Here is an 18,072-nt window from a genome sequence, read left to right as displayed (position 1 = left end):
ATGTATATGAATGATGAGTCCGAGATTAATAGACGATTTCAGGGCATAACTAATTGATAAAGTACGGGAGACAGGAAGCTTTGAGCGCTAATACAGGAGGTCAGGGTAATGAACAGTGAGTTCACGATTGCAGTGCATTGCCTGTTGTTTTTGGGTATCCGTGAAGGACGCATCGCAAATAGTGAGGACATTGCAGAGAGTGTATCTACGCATCCTGCCAGAGTACGGAAAGTGCTTAGTGTGCTGCGCAAGCATCAGTATGTAATGACGAAGGAAGGGGCTCACGGCGGTTATATGCTGAACAGTAAGCCGGAAGAAGTGAGACTTGGTGATTTGTATCGCTTGTTTGCGTTAGGATCCTTTGGGCCTCATTGGCGTTCGGGGGATGAGGACTCCAGCTGCATGGTATCTTCTAATATTAAGGAAGTCATGGGTACCATATATCATGATGGAGAGCATGTGGTGGAACAATACCTGGACAGCATTACCCTTGCAGAAGTGAAGCATCGTCTGGAGGATAAATGGAAGAATAGAGATTTAACCTAAGTCTATGGTTTATGAAAGATCCGGTCGGGTACCGGGTCTTTTTTTGTTTCCATTAATAGTACTCAGAAGGATTATTTTACCTTAAAATGGATTTTAATATACAATGGAAGCAGCCGCTATCTTGCAATTTTAATTAAGGGGTGACCTTATGAGATCAGGCATGGACTTATACGTACAGATGGAGGATTCCGAATTGTCGATCGCTGCATGCCAGGGTGATTTTGAAGCGTATGAGGAGCTGGTTCGGCGTTATGGCAAGGAGCTCTATGCGTGGTCTTATATATACAGCAGAAAAGGACAGGATAGGCGACGTTTACTCATAGAATCGATTTCGAAGAGCTGGTATCAGCGCAATAAACCTAAGGACAAGGCTCAGCTTGTAGAGCTCCTATTTCAAACGATGTACAGTACTGCGAGGATGCAATATAGAGCTGCTGCTTGGAATAAGATATCTCCCTCTCGATCGACGACGCAAGACGAGACTACATCCCAAATGATAAGGGATACCGACCGTTTGCTGTTACAAAAAATGAATAGTCTGTCGTTTGAAGAACGTACGATGTTACTAGCCTCATACATATTAGGCAAAACGCCTGCCGAATTCGGAGATTATACGGGAATAGGGGAGATGCGGGCTGCCGCCAGTTTACAGCAAGCCAAGCAGATGATGAATGAATCATCGTCATTTCTTAATACCTTTTTCGAGAAGGATCGAAAGATCGTATATGTACACGAGCATGAAAATTTGGAAGACGCACTTCAACAAGGTTTAACCGATGCTAGGGCTGGCAGATTCTCCAAGCGGCTAATGAGAACATGGGGTGCAGCAGGAGTTTTGGTGATCGGTATTACAATAATCATACTCGTAGTTGGCCTTAACCCTTGGGGAGAGAAGGGGATCCATGAGCCCCTTGACCGGGCGGGAACCCGAGTCGTGCCGGATGACCGCTATTGGCTGAGCACCGTAAGCTCGGATCGCGTTGCCGAAAGAAGGCTGCAGGAGGGGGAAGCTCAATATCTCGGCTATGTGGTTGAACAGAACGGACTTAAGCTGATTATTGATGGAATGATGACACAAGGCGAATCGACCATGATCTGGTATACCTTAACTGTGAAGAACGGGCAAGAGATGCCGGATAAGTTTAGCGGCTATATGTATGGGAGCGACAGCTTTAATTCGGGTGAAACGATATGGACTCGAACGGGAAATAAGATTGTACAAACGGAGAGTCCTTCCACCATACAAGGGATGATGGTATTCGATAGCCGGCATGATATCGTCCATCAGACAGTCCCGGAGGAATGGGTTGTCATCTTTAATGCGGCAGATGCGGAGCGTCCGGAGTCAGTAATCTCTCTAAGCCTTACGGTTCCATCCGTGCCATCACAGAAGCCTGAGCTGATTACAGTCAACCAGGTATTTCAACTGAATAATCGTTCTTTTATGATCAAGCAGGCCGAGCTTGCCGAGAACTATACCAAGATTGTGATTGAATCAGAATCAAGGCACGAGGAGGATGCAGCACTACTACACAGCTTGAGGCTGAGGCTTAGTAATAATGATCAGAGTTACTTGGGTTTGAATGGACAGTTGATGAACTACGAGACTGACGCAGAAGGGCGAACGACGCTGATATATCCTCCAGTGCATTATCTTGATTACAGTGGATTATCTCTGGTGAAGGATGTTGGACTTGTAACCATAACCGAAGAGTTTAAAGTAGATTTGGATGAGGGGAAATTAGTTGGTTATCCAGATCATTTCAATGGAGATTTTAAAATGAAGCGCTCAGGTGATGGTTCTGAGATTAAGCTGTACTTTAAGGATGCGGGATACATCAACGAAGAGGTGTTGTCCTCTTTAGAGGGTGTACCGAATGGACAGCTGGTATTTGACTTTTATGATGCGGAGGGCAATTATTATGCTTCCAGCGGAACAGGTTATGAGGGAGAATGGCGCACGTACTACATTCAGGATGCGGATTATCCTCAGCCGATTACGATTCCTGTAGTTTACGAAAAAGTAGACGAGGAGACATTAAATATTCCTCTCTTATGAATCAATTTCATAAAACATTAAAACGGTGAACTTGAAACTATATATACCCTTGATTTAAGCGGCTAAAGGTATTATGAAATTGATTCTATTAAACAATAATTGAAAAGAGATGGACCTATGAGAACCTATACTGATCTTAAGGATTCCGAATTGTCGATCGCTGCATGCCAAGGTGATTTTGAAGCATATGAGGAGCTAATTAAGCGCCATAGCAAAAAGATATATATCCTCGCTTGGACAACCGTAGTGGCATTAGCCTAACCTTGGTAAAAAAATAAGGGCAGACACCCCCAGGCTTTGATCCGATTTGGAAAAAGAGGTGATACGGTGCAAAGTTTTGATGAGATGAATGATCGGGATTTAGAGAAAATGGCGTTTAGTGGGGATTTCGATGCTTATAAGCACCTCTTGAAGCGTCATGCTGCAAGTTTGTTTATCGTGGCCTACGCTATCTCTCGAAGCAGGAGCACCGCGGATGCACTCGTATCGGCCACGGTGTCCATCACCTGGCATCAGGTCAAAGCAGGGAAGCAGCGAGAGGATCTCGTGACTGCCTTGTTTCATAATATGATGCTCCATGCCAAAAGGTTGAGGAGGGCAGGTGGAGCTGATGCTGCAATAGAACCATCCGCTGCAGTGGGGGAACCTGATGATCTTACACCTAGCTCAAATAAGCTGGGTGACTCGGCTGTAGCGGGTGAGCATATTCAAGTAATGCGCAGCAACCGAGCCGACTTGATGGAGACACTTATCAGCCAGATGAGCTTTGAACAGAGTGTCGTATTCCTGCTGAATTATATTGCAGAACAACCTATAGCAGAGATAGCAAAATACATATCAAGAACGGAGAAGACGACTTCTAGACGGCTTGATGAGATGCTGAATGCTGTGGCCAAAGAGATGGGGGAAGGTGAAACTACAGCGGTCTCGTCTTTTATCCGCAAACATTTTTCCAAGGAAAAAGAATACTTGAGCTCAGTGGAAATGAGTAACGATGCAGACGCAGCAGTACAGAAGGGACTGCTCCATGCTGGGCAAGGTGTCCTCCCGAGGCACAGGAACAAGAAGATATGGGCTTGGACCCTTGGTGTATCGCTTGGTGTAGTTGTCCTTGCTATCATTGTGCTTAATCCTTTCCGCGAAAAGGAGACCCACGCGTCTCTTAATCTTTCCGGCACAAGGGTCGTTCCGGACGAGAGCTTAATCTATAGTACTGCGAGCAGCGATGGGGATTACAGATCACGGGTTGCGGATGGTGATTACAAGAAGCTCGGATATGCAATGAAATTAGATGATGGATCCCGGCTGATCATTGACGGAGCGATCGATTATGGGAGAGAAACATTGTTAATGTATACGCTGGAAAAGAGAGAGCCCGAGGTCTCCACTTCGATCGTGGATGGATCCATTTTGGAGCGCTCGACTTTGCTGCTGTTAGGTTATTTGCAGAATCAGATGGTTCTCGAAGAGACAGAGAAGGCTGAGAAAGGTTTTGTTACGTTTGTTCGAACCAATCCCACGGTTTCTACGGAAGGAGCCTTGCTCCAGTTCGAAGTTGAGGTGCAGGGGGATGAGGCGCATACCGTCATGTTGGAAACAGACTATCCTCATGAGGTCGAGCAGCCGGCCAAAGAGATCGCGCTTGATGAGAGCTTTACGATTGAAGGCCAGACCTACCATATTACCGGGCTGACAATCAGCTCGGACTACACGAGGGTGAAGATGAAGCCTGATATTCACAATGAGAAAGGGATAGAGAGTCTGAAGAATGTTCGTCTGGACCGGGTAAGAGAGAATTCGAGGTCCGGAAGCAGAGTAGTGGAGATTGCAGGGGATGATCTGATCTTTCCATCCATCTATTATGAGGATTCATATGAAGAACTCCAGCTTACCTTAGATGAGGAGCTGTTCAGCTTGGAGACTCCTTTTGTTATTGATCTAAATAATCTTAATCTTGTCCAGTATCCTAAAGGGATGGAGCCTGAGTCCTTCGGGGTTACCTATGCCGACCCTGAAATAGATACGTTATTTCACACGATCCAATTTCCTGTTTGGGAAGGAATTCAATATGAGATTTCGGATTATTATACGGATGCGGCAGGTCAGGTGTATACAGCAATTAGTAATATATTTGATGGTGATAACGTCAACATGATGATTCCTGATCTAGATTATGAACAGCCGCTTACATTTTACTTCTCAATACTGGACCAGGATCAACGGAGTGCGGACAATAACCTAGCGAATTATGATCCGCTGGAAGGTCGTATTTCAGTTCCCCTCATTATAAATCCACAGGATTAGACGCTATGAAGCTACCGTGATTAGACGCTGGATCTTTCAACTAATTCAAAAGGGATGACGGTCTTGGAACTACGCGCAATATCCTTCACTTCCACATTCCTGCTGTTATAGAACGTGCGAAAGGCTTCTCTTCCGATCTCCTGCAGATGCTGGTCAATGGTCGTAAGACCAAGTGCTTCGGAGATCGGGAGATTGTCGAAGCCGATAATGGCAAGATCCTCGGGAATGCGAAGCCCGAGGGCTTGAGCTCTCAGGATGACACCGGCTGCCGCTTCATCGCCTGTAACGAGCAGGGCGGTGGGGCGTTCCTCCATCTTCATGAGAGTATCAATGACACGGATTCCGTCTTTAATCTCTGTACAATTGGTAAATATCCATTCCGGATGCAAGACTTCCCCATGCTCATGAAGCAAGGTCTTATAAGCAAGATACCTGGCCTGGCTGCTTGCACTGTCCGCTCGTCCCACGCAATAACCGATGGCCCTATGACTGTGCTGAATCAGGTACTGCATTCCTTTTTGAAAGGCTTCATAATGATCGGTATAGACAGCCGCAATTTGCTCATTCTCTGTATACTCACAAGTAACGATCGGGCCATACTTGGCGTAAGCGGCAATAGCTTCAAGCTCAAGTGCACGGGAGCAGAAGAGGAGACCGTCAATCTGTTTAGTGGATAGCAGCTGAAGTGCTTTATGCTCTTCTTGTGTCTCATACCGAGATTGGTATAGCAGCGTTCCATAGCCGGATTTAGCAGCTTCATCCATAACGCCTGACAATATCGCTTGAAAATAGGGATGACTGTTCGGGACGATGACCCCGACACGATCTGTATGACCTTTAATCAAATGCACCGCACTCGAATTCGGCCTGTATCCTTCCTTCTCCATAATGTGCTGTACTTTCTGGCGAGTTGCTTCATTGACGTATGGATGATTGTTCAGCACGCGGGACACGGTAGTTACAGATACGCCAGCGAGCTTGGCAATGGATTTAATATTGGCCATTTAAACGTTACACCTCCTGATCTAACGACATTATACCCGTGTACACTGTTAATCACGAAATGCTTGCGCAAAAAAGCCCCTTTGGAAGGGGCCAAGGGGCTTAGAAGAAGCGTTGTTGCATATAGCACACAACACATAGTCAATCTAGTGAATCCAGAAATTTCAGAGGATCCAAATCCAAACAACCTAGATGTTTTCTCCGTTCGTCTTAATAACATCCTGGTACCAGAAGTAGCTGTCTTTCTTGATACGGCGAAGATCCTTCCCGCCTTCCTCATCCTGGTTCACGTAGACGAAGCCGTATCTCTTCTGATAGCCGTTCAGCCAGCTGAGCAGATCCGTGAAGGACCAGCTGCAATAGCCAATCAGCTCCACCCCGTCAGCGATCGCCTGCTTGCACTGATGAAGATGGGACTTAAGGTAGGCGATCCGGTATTCATCATGAACCTGGTCTTCGGACTCCAGCTTGTCGAACTCGCCAAGACCGTTCTCCGTAATAAAGATGGGAAGATCATAGCGGCTCGTAATTCGGCGCATACCGATACGAAGACCGATGGGATCGATATTCCAGTCCCAGTTCGATTTTTCAACATGAGGATTGTTTGCTGTCTTGTATAGACCTGGAATTCCGGTTGATTCATTGCTGCCTTTCTGGCCGGTATTGTTCATTTTGCCTGAAGAGACACCGCCATGCAGCGGATTATGCTCGTACGTAATCGTCTGATAATAATTGACACCGACAAAATCAGGCATCCCCTGTTTTAACAGCTCCTGATCTCCTTCCTCAAACACAGGAGCGAGTCCCTGCTGTTTCAAGTGGCGGTAAGGAATGCTGGGATATTCACCCCGGCAATATACATCAAGCCACCAATAGCTTGTGAACTCCTCTGCATTCTCATATGCCAGCATGTCTTCTGGTGAACTCGAAGCCGGATAGGAAGGAGTATAGGCAAAGCTGGGTCCAATCTTGCCGTCAGGCACATGCTTGCGGAAGGAGGCGATGGCCTGGGCATTTGCAAGGAACATAATATGGTTGGCCTCATAGAAGCGTTTGCGGTCCTTCACCGCGGGTGGATGCATGCCAAGCATGTACGCATGATTGGTATTATGATTCTGTTCGTTAAGGGACACCCAGTATTTTACACGGTCTCCGAATCTTTTGTACAAGGTGATGCAGTACTGGTTGAAATCTTCAATAATTTCACGTGATTCCCAGCCGCCGTACCGGTCTTGAAGTGCCTGCGGCACATCCCAATGATACAGGGTCAGCACGGGCTCAATGCTGTGGGCGACCAGCTCATCAATCAGGCTGTCGTAGAATGCAAGTCCGGCTTCGTTGACTTCACCTGTGCCATGCGGATAAATTCTTGGCCAGCTGACCGAGAATCGGTACGATTTAAGACCCATCTCAGCCATGAGCTGTACGTCTTCCTTGTATCTGTGATAGTGGTCTACAGCGATATCCCCGCTCGTATCCTTGAAGGTGGTGCCTGGAATTTTGGTATATAGATCCCATACGGAAGGTCCTTTGCCGTCTTCATTCCAAGCGCCTTCAATCTGATAGGCAGCAGAAGCAGAGCCCCAGAGAAAGTCCGCGGGGAAGGGCGGTAATTTTTCATGTATCATATTTATGTCCTCCTTACGAGTTATGTCTATGATTACAGCTGACCATAGCTTTTACATAAGCATCTTAAGTTATGAAATGCATTTCAGAGCAATAGTCTATTCGTGAAATTTTTGTAAACCGCCTTGTTTTTGAAGGGATGGAAGTCATATGTGGTTAATAGATTAATATCAATTCCGGTAGTCTATCCAGTAATGATCTGAATATAAGGAGCGATCGATGATGAACCCACAAGCGAAGAAATCAGACGAGGTTTGTTTCTATACGGGGACTTATTCTGCGGCAGCAGACCCTGGCATTTATTTGGTGGCCGTGAACAAGGAAAGCGGAGAAATGCGAATCGTGAACCAGGCATCGGGAATCGAGCGCCCCTCCTTCCTTGCGCTGCATCCGAATGGAGAAGTATTGTATGCGGTGAGCGAGACAGGTGAAGGGGAACTGTTTACTTATAAAATAGATCCGTCGACGAGTGAGCTGCATCTTCTGGACCGCAAACCGACCGAAGGTGCTGACCCTTGCTATGTTTCGGTGGATCAGAGCGGCAGCTATGTGCTTGTAGCTAACTATTCAAGTGGAAGTGTCAATGTATATAAGCTGGATGAATCCTCCACTCCTGTGGAGATGTCTGCGAAGATTGAGCATGTAGGCAAGGGCTTCCGCGAAGATCGGCAGGAGGGACCGCATGCACATTCCATCGCACCGGATCCGGCAGGTGAGTATGCTATCGTGTGTGACCTTGGGCTGGATCAGATCATTGTGTACCGCATGCAGGAGGGTAAGCTGTCGACCCATTATGAGCTGAAGCTGCCCGCCGGTTCTGGTCCGAGACATTTGGTGATCCATCCTAATGAGAAATTTGCTTATGTCGTTAATGAGCTGAACAATACGGTTACGGCGCTAACCTTCAACAAGAATCGTGGAGAGTTCCAGATCACGCATCATATCTCAACACGGGGTGAAACAGAACAGTCAGAAAATACAGGTGCGGATATTCGCATATCCTCCTGCGGTCGTTTCCTCTATGTATCCAACCGTGGTGATGATTCAATCGCGCTGTTCCATATTAATGAGGAGAGTGGTGAGCTTACCGCAGTAGAGTGTGTGGGTACAGAGGGCAAGACGCCGAGAAACTTCAATCTGCTGGAGGGTGGATTGCTGATCGCAGCAAACCAGGACAGTGACAATCTGGTTTCCTTCAAAATAGACAGTGAAAACGGGCGGCTTACACCTACGGGGTACGAGCTCGAAATCCCTACTCCAGTATGCATTGAACCCTGTAAGAAGGGTTAACATTTTCACTATATAAATATGAAATGCCATGAATTATATCGCTATTGTGAGGCATGATCCAGATCTGGATCATGTCTTTTTTTGTTGTTACTCAGAATTAATCTGCATAGTACAGAGTCATAAACAATATATTGTATGGGGATTTATGCTATTTTTGGGGGTGGACAGCGCAAGATGCCTTTTATATTAAGGTTTAATACAACAATGAACGGGGCTATGACTTTTACAGGAAATACACTGGGGCTTAACAAGGTGACGAATCAGAATAATCAGGGAAATACAGGCTCAATTGGAGCATTCAGCACGTTAAATACTTCGGTCCGAGTCGGTAATTTCCCGCTGGGCACAACGCTGGATTACACCCAGAATGCTTCAACCGCTATTTTGGATCTGCCGAGCGGTTCGACGGTGCTGTATGCCGAATTGATCTGGGCAGCCAGCTATAATACGGGGGGGAATAACGTCATTGGGCAGATTGGCAATCCCGTATTATTCACTACGCCGGCAGGAACCTTCTCCGTTGCTCCTGATCCGGCGACAGCGCGGAATACCGCACCGACAGCGAATGATTATGTCAATTCGGCGAATGTAACGGCTCTTGTCCAGCAAGGGGGAGCCGGTACTTATATAACAGGGGCGGTGCCGGGGACGGTCACAGCATCTAATAACAATGATAACTTTGCCGGATGGACGCTTGCTGTCGTGTATGAGAATCCGTTCCTCCCGTCAAGGAACATGAGCGTGTTTGTCGGTGCAGAGGTCGTAAACCAGGCGCTCGGTGCCGCGACGGCTACGATTACCGGATTCGCTACCCCTGTTACCGGTGTCGTAAGCGGAAGGCTGATGGTCAGCGCAGGAGAGGGAGATCCTCAGCTGTTAGGTGATCAGCTGAGGTTTGGGCCTACAGCAGCAACGCTTGTAGCCATATCAGGTCCGAACAATCCGGTCAGTAACTTTTTTGGTTCACAGATTAACAACAATCTGGGGCTCTTGGATACAAGGGGAACGTTTGGCAGTCTGAATAGTACGCCAGGTAATGCGGTCATTGGTGCCAGACAAGGCTGGGATATAACCAATGTCGACGTATCCTCCAGGCTTGTCAATTCACAGACTTCTGCCGTCATACAGGCCACATCTCAGGGCGATGCTTATCTTGTAAATGGTCTTGGGCTTCAAGTCGATGTCAATGCACCTTTTTTTGTGTTCAGTAAGAGCTCCAATGTGAGCAGTGCACTGGTCGGAGATGTAGTTCAGTATACACTCACCGCAGGCAATACAGGTACGGCCTTTGCCAATTTAGTGCTGCTGCAGGATACATTTCCTGCTTCCGGCGTCTTCGTCCCTGGCTCCTTCTCGGTGAATGGGGTTACACAGCCGGGGGCAGATCCAACGGTCGGTGTCAATCTGGGCACTGTGGCTCCAGGACAGACGCTGACGATTATCTACTCGGTTCAAATTGTGTCTAGGCCGCCAGGATCAACGCAGTCGAACGTAGCAAATCTCACCTACAATTTTCAAAGTCTTCCGGGCGGGCCGACTTTCCAAGGGATGTCCCAATCGAACGGCAATAGCATTTCGATCGGCAACCGGCCGCCAACGACACAGAACTATTCTCTTGTCACCAATGAGAATATTCCCGCCGGGGGTCAGGTTACAGGTGTCGATCCGGACGGAGATGCACTGACCTTCTCACTGAATTCGGTGCCGACAAGCGGGACAGCAATCGTCAATCCCGATGGCACTTATCAATATACCCCTAACACAGGGTTCGTCGGGAACGATTCGTTTACCGTATTGGTCAGCGATGGCTTCGGCGGCACAGCGGTTTCAACGATTGCAGTAACGGTGCTTAATCAGCCGCCTATTGCTAATAACCTGGATGTGTCCACAACGAAGAATGTTCCTGCAACAGGTCAGGTTACAGCGACGGATCCAAATGGAGACCTGCTCACGTTCAGTCTGAATTCATCGCCGTCAAACGGCACGGTTGTCTTCAATTCAGACGGAACGTTCCAGTATAATCCGAACCCTGGCTTTGCGGGCAATGATTCGTTCACCTATCTCGTCAGCGATCCGAATGGAGGCACAGCCATTGGAATCGTCACGGTTCACGTTCTCAATCAGCCGCCCGTGGCACAGAACCTAGATCTGATAACGCCAGAGAATCTGTTTATTACAGGTCAGGTGATTGCGACCGATCCGGATGGGGATACACTGACGTTTACATTAAATGCTCCGCCAGTAAATGGAACGGTAGTGGTGAATGCAGACGGAACGTTCCAGTACAATCCGAATCCTGGATTCATCGGTACAGATACCTTCACGGTGCTGGTCACTGATCCGAGCGGGGGCACTGCCATCTCTACCGTGACGATAGAGGTAATCAATCTGCCGCCGGTAACAAGTAATCTGAGTATAGCGACAACATTAGGTGTGCCTGCAGAAGGTCAGGTTACAGCAACCGATCCGAACGGGGATCCGCTGACCTTCACACTGCAGTCTGCTCCATCCAATGGTACAGCCGTGGTCAACCCGGATGGTACGTTCACGTACACTCCGAATCCTGGCTTCCTTGGAGTAGATAACTTTAACGTGCTGGTAAGCGACCCGAATGGAGGGACGGCAGTTTCTGTTGTCACCGTTATGGTCACGAATCAGCCGCCAATCGTCCAGAATTTATCGTTGTCTACGTTAGGGAATACACCAGCTGGAGGTCAGGTCATTGCGACCGATCCGGATGGAAATCCACTGACATTCAGCCTGAATTCACTGCCAATGAACGGATCTGTAATTGTGAATCCGGATGGTACGTTCACGTATACGCCGAACCCTGGCTTTGCTGGAGTGGATTCCTTCACGGTTCTCGTATCTGATGGCTTTGGCGGCACAGCTATTGGCACGGTAACGGTTAATGTCCAGAACCTGCCGCCGGTAACCAGCGATGTTTCTCTATCTACACTGCAGAATCTGCCAGCAGGGGGTCAAGTTGTAGCGACCGATCCGAACGGGGATCCGCTGACCTTTTCCCAATTGTCTGCACCGGTGAATGGAAGCGTGGTAGTGAATCCGGACGGAACGTTTACTTATACGCCGAATACGGGTTATGTGGGTCCAGACAGCTTCACGGTGCTTGTATCGGATGGGCTCGGCGGCACGGCTATATCCACGGTGTTCATCACAGTGATCGATCAGCCGCCGATTGGGCAGACCCAGAATTTCAGCACGCTGCAAAATACACCGCTGCCGGGACAACTGCTTGCCACCGATCCGGATGGCGATCCGCTGACCTTTACGCTCCTGTCTCCTCCAGCGAATGGAACAGCGGTTGTCAATCCTGATGGTACTTTCACGTATACCCCCGCTGCTGGATTTGTGGGTACTGATTCGTTCACAGCTCTGATCAGCGATGGCAAAGGCGGCACTGCCGTCGGTACAGCCATTATCACGGTCATCGATCAGCCTCCGGTAGCACAGGATTTGACACTCACAACAAACGTCAATACACCGGTAGCAGGTCAAATTCCGGCGACCGATCCAGATGGCGATCCGCTGACCTATACCTTATCTGTTCCACCAGCAAACGGAACAGTAGTACTGAATCCAGACGGCAGCTTCACGTATACTCCCAATTTTAATTTTGTAGGGACAGATACATTCTCGGTGCTCGTCAGTGATGGCAAGGGAGGTACTGCGACTTCCACGGTTACGATCGGTGTACCTGTTGATGGGCCGGTAACCTCAGATGTCACCTTGAATACGACCACGGATGTCCCCGCCCTCGGTCAGGTCATTGCGACTGATCCACAAGGCCAGACGCTGACCTATGCCGTGCTGGTTCCGCCAGCGAATGGTACAGTGCTGCTGAATCCGGCGGATGGTACGTTTACCTATACACCAAATGCAGGCTTTACCGGGACAGATACCTTCACGGTCCGAGTTACGAATACAAGCGGCGTATTCTCAGATTCACAGGTTACGGTCAACGTCAGCAACGTTCCACCGATTGCAGGCAACCTGACGCTGGATACGTTCCAGAACATTCCGATTGCAGGCCAAATTCCAGCGAGCGATCCTGACGGCAATCCGCTGAACTACACCTTGTCTGTTCCGCCTGCACTGGGTAGCGTATTGCTAAATCCTGCGGATGGTACGTTTACCTATACACCAAATGCGGGCGTCGTTGGAGTAGATACGTTCTCTGTGCTTGTCGATGATGGACGGGGTGGAACAGCGACCTCCGTCGTTACAGTGAATATTATTGATCGTCCGCCGGTAACCCAGGATGTAAGTCTAAGTACACCGAACAGCACGCCAGTGGCTGGCGCTGTGACCGCCACCGATCCGGACGGGGATCCGCTCACCTTCAGTCTCAATGCTGCTCCGGTCTTTGGAACAGCTGTGGTCAACCCGGACGGTACATTCACCTATACACCAAATGCAGGCTATGTAGGACCAGACAGCTTCACCGTTCTGGTAGATGACGGAAAAGGCGGCACCGCCATCTCTACGGTGAGTATTACAGTGACCAATGCTCCGCCTGTAGCGACAGGGACGAGTGTGACGACGCCGCAGAATACACCAGTCAATGGTGCGGTCACTGCCGTCGATCCGGAAGGCAATCCGCTGACCTTCGCACTGCTCAGTTCACCGGTGAATGGAACGGCAGTTGTTAATGCTGACGGTACGTTCACTTATTTCCCGAATACCGGTTATGTAGGGCCGGACAGCTTCACGGTCCTTGTCAGTGATGGATTGGGAGGCACGGCCATTGCCTCGGTTGAAGTTACCGTCACAGACAATCCGCCGGTGACATCAGATCTAAGTCTGACGACGAATATTAACACGCCGGTAGCCGGGCAAGTAACAGCGACAGATCCGGATGGCGATCCACTGACCTTCAGCATCCTGTCACTTGCAGCAAATGGTATTGCCGAGGTGAATCTGGATGGAACGTTTATCTATACGCCGAACACAGGTTACAGCGGACCTGACAGCTTCACTGTGCTGGTGAGCGACGGGAAGGGCGGAACGGCAGTATCCACCGTCACGATCCAAGTCGTCAATCGTCCGCCTGTTGTATCCAATACAACATACGGTACGGTACAGCCTTCACCCGTATCTGGTGTTGTTACAGCAAGTGATCCGGACGGCGATCCGCTGAGCTATGTGATAGATACAGCTCCCGCGAGTGGAACGGTATTGCTTAACCCGGATGGTACCTTCACTTACACACCCATTCCGACCTTCTTCGGGACCGATTTCTTCACCGTAGCGGTCAGTGACGGACGGGGTGGAATCACCTTTGGGGTAATTACGATTGAGGTTTCTATTAATCCACCTGTTGTGCAGGATCTGAGCATAACTACGGGAGGAAATATACCTGTATCTTCGCAGGTAGCAGTAACAGATCCTAATGGATTGCCGATGACGGTCACACTGCTGTCTCCACCTCTAAACGGTTCAGTTATTGTCAATCCAGATGGAACATTCACCTATACACCGGATCCCGGATTTATCGGTACCGACAGCTTCACGGTTCTGGCGGTGAATTCAGCAGGCGGTTCGGGTGTGGGTACCGTGACGGTGACTGTGTCCAATGTGCCTCCTACCGCAGATGGTGCAAGCTTGACAACAATCCAGAATACGCCTGTGTCAGGAGCGGTGACAGCTAGTGATCCGGACGGTAATACACTGACGTTCACCTTAAATTCGACACCATCAAGCGGAACGGTGATCTTAAATGCGGACGGTACATTTACGTACACACCAAACACCGGATTTGTCGGGGCAGATTCCTTCACCGTTTTGGTCAGTGACGGACTTGGAGGTACGGCGATTGCCCTGGTGACGATTACCGTCACAGGTCGTCCGCCGATTACACAGGATCAATCCATTGAAACGGGACCAAATACAAGTGTAGACGGACAGATTATTGCGTCAGATCCGGATGGCGATCCGCTGACTTATGTCATTGGATCTCTCCCGACGAATGGCACCGTCGTACTGAATGCCGACGGCAGCTTCATCTATACCCCGAATACCGGCTTTGTCGGTACCGATTCATTTACGGTATGGGTACTGGATGGAACAGGAGGATCTGCCGTATCCACAGTCAGTATTACGATACCGAACCTGCCGCCCATTGTATCTGATTTTGCAACAAGCACACTTGTCGGCACACCTGTAACGTCACAGATTCCAGCCGTGGATCCGGAGGGTAATCCGCTCACTTATGCGCTAGGAACGGCGCCATTGAGCGGTACGGTCGTAGTCAATCCAGATGGGACGTTTACGTATACTCCGGATGTCGCCTTTATCGGAACCGATACCTTCACCGTGGTTGTAACTGACCCGTTTGGAGCTTCAACCACCGGAAGGGTGACGATTACCGTGTTCTCTGCTCCACCGGTGGCACCTGATATTTTCTTGACCACCCCGATTAATACGCCGGTAAGCGGAGTAGTGATTGCATCCGATCCGCAAGCAAGCACCTTGATCTACACTCAATATGTACCTCTGCCGAGTAACGGTACGGTGGTGGTCAATCCGGACGGTACGTTTACGTATACACCAAACCCGGGCTTTACAGGTGTCGATACCTTCCCGATTATTGTGTCTGACTTGTATGGGGAGAACGGAATTTCTCGAGTGACCATCGTGGTAGGTGAAGATGTACCCATTGCGACTCCGGTGAATGTAGGGACTGCCGCAGGGCAGCCGGTTACCGGGTTTATACCGGCAGAGGATCCCGCCGGGTTGCCGCTGATCTTCACACTCGGGAATCCGCCGACGAACGGGACGGCTGTTGTGAGCCCGGATGGTACGTTTACGTATACACCGAATCCTGGTTTTACCGGTACAGATACGTTTAGTGTGATCGTGACGAACAGTGCAGGAATATCGGCAGTTGCACCGGTTACGGTCATTGTAGGCGGCGACTCGCCAGTTGCATCTCCGGTGAATGTAAGAACGACAGAGGGTCAGCCGGTTAGTGGTACAGTCATCGCGAACGATCCGAATGGACTCGCGCTGACGTTCTCGCTGGGCATTCCTCCATCAAATGGCACGGTGGTCGTCAATCCAGACGGTACGTTTACGTACACGCCTGATCCGGGCTTTGTCGGAACCGATACCTTTACTGTCATCGTGACCAACAGTGCAGGACTGTTTACAGTGGCTTTTGCTATGGTAACGGTGCTTCAGGAAAGTCCTCCTTTTACAGCGGGACCGATTACGACTGATATCGGCATAGGAACAAATCAGGGGCAGCCGGTCACCGGACAGATTCTGGCCAGCAGTCCAGCAGGGCTTACATTAACATATACAGTCCTGCAATCGCCGGCTAACGGATCACTGGAGCTGAACCCGGATGGAAGCTTTATTTATACACCGAATCCAGGCTTTAGTGGTATAGATACGTTCTCGATTACAGTAACAGACAGCCAGGGCCGGGCAGCCGTTTCAACAGTGACCGTCGTTGTATACCCTTCAGCAAATACGGGAGGAGAGACGATCATTCAAGTTCAGCTGACGACACCTCAGGGCAGACCGGTAAGCGGAGCGGCTGATGGCGGACCAGGCGCCGTATATCAGGTGTATAGCCAGCCTGCGAATGGAAATCTAAGGCTACGTCCAGACGGCACGTTTACGTATACGCCAAATCCAGGCTTTATCGGCAGCGATACGTTTACCATCCGATATACCGATGCCAGAGGAGCAGTTTATCTATATGTAGTGACCGTGAATGTAGTGGCGTTATCCAACACGGTGCTAATTGATCTAAGAACAGAGGAGAATACTTCTGTATCCGGGGATCTGAACTCATTTGGACGATTGTCTACAGCACAGCTCGTGGATCCGCCGAATAACGGACGGGTCACGTTAAATGCCAATGGCACCTTCACTTATATACCGGACCTCGATTATATCGGACCTGATCAGATTACGTTCATCGTTACGCTTGCTTCGGGCGAGATCTATACGGTCATCGTCAATATCAGAGTCGTTCCGGGCGGAGAGGAATAAGATAGAATAGTATTAAAAAAGCACAAATGAAAGGCCCGGGGAATCAATTCCTTTTCCCGGGCTTCTTCTTGTTTATCCTTGATTTGTTTTTGGCAGACCCATTCTTTGATCTGCTGTATCTGGAAAGTCGAGATTGATTTGCCTTCGTACTCCTGCCGGATCTATGGGGACGCTTCTTGTCCAAGGGAGCGATATCAGGAGAAGGCCCTGGAACGGCCGGATGAGGATCATGAGCGGATGGAGTGGTGCTTCCTTCAAGTACATGATGCGAGTGTCGTGAGTGATCTGCGTCCAATATTGCGGAGAGATGTTCTGTCTGCACCCATTGATCGCCATAGCGGAGATTTCGGAATGAAGCTCTCTGTTCCTTAATGTACAGCGGCTCTTCCAATTCGCAGGATCCCCACATTTCAAGATCGGGTGATGATACAGGTTCCTTGATAACAAGGAAATGATACATAATTTGATAGGCCACATTTAATTGGCTCTGCCGAAGGAGCACGAGCTCCAGATCATCATACGCTCCGTATTCAGGGAAATAAAAAAACTCCATTCGGATCAGTCTTAAATCGATTGGAGCCGCTCCCGGGATCGGTTCAGCGAGGGACCATGTGGATGGCCAGGAGAAGAAATGCTCCTCATCACCAATCAGCTTGTGATTATCCTGTGTCCAGTAGCGGGGGGAATGCTCGTTGAATTGCTGTTTATACAGCGGGTTCACCATATTGGCAGTTACGTGGGCATAAGGAGCCACGATACATACAATGGCTTTATGCTTACATACCCGGTAAATCTCACGCAAGACGTTATTCAGATCATGTACATACTGAAGGCTGTGTGAAGCAATAAGAAATTCAGCACTGTTGTCATTAAACGGAAGAGGATCATTTATATTATGGACCAGATCCACCCCATCATAAGGAATCAAGTCAATACCGATGCATCCGGGAAATTTCTGCCGTCCACAGCCTAGATCGATTCTCAAGAAAATCCCCTCTTTTCTAACAGGCCTGCCGCAGGTTGCAGGTCTTTACTTATATCTTTGCTCTTCTTTAGTTGTATTCCGGGCACCGCGATCTCGTATAAGCATTCATCCCCTATGAGTAAAACTTGTGTCCTCCAATAGCCAATATCCTTTGCCTGCCCGAAAAAGTCTGATATTTAAATACGATTTATGATAAAGGACCTATTTATGGAATTACTTGTATAAAATATAATTC

Annotated in this window: 9 protein-coding genes; 6 read left to right on the top strand and 3 right to left on the bottom strand. The window is 48.9% G+C overall.

What is annotated here, in order from left to right:
- Window positions 1–108 precede the first annotated feature (108 nt).
- From BK126_RS22785 to BK126_RS22775, 4 genes are all read left to right on the top strand, one after another.
- Entirely contained in the window at window positions 109–546 is a 438-nt protein-coding gene (locus BK126_RS22785; protein WP_076314832.1) for an RrF2 family transcriptional regulator, read from the top strand.
- Between the two features lie 148 nt (window positions 547–694).
- Window positions 695–2,605, top strand: a complete 1,911-nt coding sequence (locus tag BK126_RS22780; RefSeq protein WP_076314831.1) for a sigma-70 family RNA polymerase sigma factor — start codon at window positions 695–697, stop codon at window positions 2,603–2,605.
- 117 nt (window positions 2,606–2,722) lie between these two features.
- The gene (locus tag BK126_RS29525) at window positions 2,723–2,866 is read left to right on the top strand and encodes a hypothetical protein (protein ID WP_179085588.1); all 144 of its coding nucleotides are present in this window, start codon (window positions 2,723–2,725) and stop codon (window positions 2,864–2,866) included.
- 66 nt (window positions 2,867–2,932) lie between these two features.
- The gene (locus BK126_RS22775) at window positions 2,933–4,909 is read left to right on the top strand and encodes an RNA polymerase sigma factor (RefSeq protein ID WP_076314830.1); all 1,977 of its coding nucleotides are present in this window, start codon (window positions 2,933–2,935) and stop codon (window positions 4,907–4,909) included.
- A gap of 20 nt (window positions 4,910–4,929) precedes the next feature.
- On the opposite strand, the gene BK126_RS22770 is transcribed toward BK126_RS22775, so the two are convergent.
- On the bottom strand, window positions 4,930–5,913 hold the full coding sequence (locus BK126_RS22770; RefSeq protein ID WP_076314829.1) for a LacI family DNA-binding transcriptional regulator: 984 nt from the start codon (window positions 5,911–5,913) through the stop codon (window positions 4,930–4,932).
- Window positions 5,914–6,099: 186 nt separating this feature from the next.
- Window positions 6,100–7,539 carry a glycoside hydrolase family 1 protein gene (locus BK126_RS22765; RefSeq protein ID WP_076314828.1) on the bottom strand — a complete coding sequence of 480 codons (1,440 nt, stop codon included), beginning with the start codon at window positions 7,537–7,539 and terminating at the stop codon, window positions 6,100–6,102.
- A 217-nt stretch (window positions 7,540–7,756) separates the two neighbouring features.
- On the opposite strand from BK126_RS22765, the gene BK126_RS22760 reads away from it, so the two are divergent.
- Both BK126_RS22760 and BK126_RS29195 read left to right on the top strand, forming a co-directional pair.
- On the top strand, window positions 7,757–8,827 hold the full coding sequence (locus BK126_RS22760; RefSeq protein ID WP_256703006.1) for a lactonase family protein: 1,071 nt from the start codon (window positions 7,757–7,759) through the stop codon (window positions 8,825–8,827).
- Window positions 8,828–9,001: 174 nt separating this feature from the next.
- Window positions 9,002–16,852, top strand: a complete 7,851-nt coding sequence (locus BK126_RS29195) for an Ig-like domain-containing protein (RefSeq protein ID WP_076314826.1) — start codon at window positions 9,002–9,004, stop codon at window positions 16,850–16,852.
- 43 nt (window positions 16,853–16,895) lie between these two features.
- On the opposite strand, the gene BK126_RS22750 is transcribed toward BK126_RS29195, so the two are convergent.
- The gene (locus BK126_RS22750; protein ID WP_076314825.1) at window positions 16,896–17,837 is read right to left on the bottom strand and encodes a class I SAM-dependent methyltransferase; all 942 of its coding nucleotides are present in this window, start codon (window positions 17,835–17,837) and stop codon (window positions 16,896–16,898) included.
- Between the last annotated feature and the right edge of the window lie 235 nt (window positions 17,838–18,072).

The organism is Paenibacillus sp. FSL H7-0326 (genome assembly GCF_001955535.1).
GTDB classification, from domain to species: domain Bacteria; phylum Bacillota; class Bacilli; order Paenibacillales; family Paenibacillaceae; genus Paenibacillus; species Paenibacillus shunpengii.
This window is presented reverse-complemented; position numbering and strand designations above follow the sequence as displayed.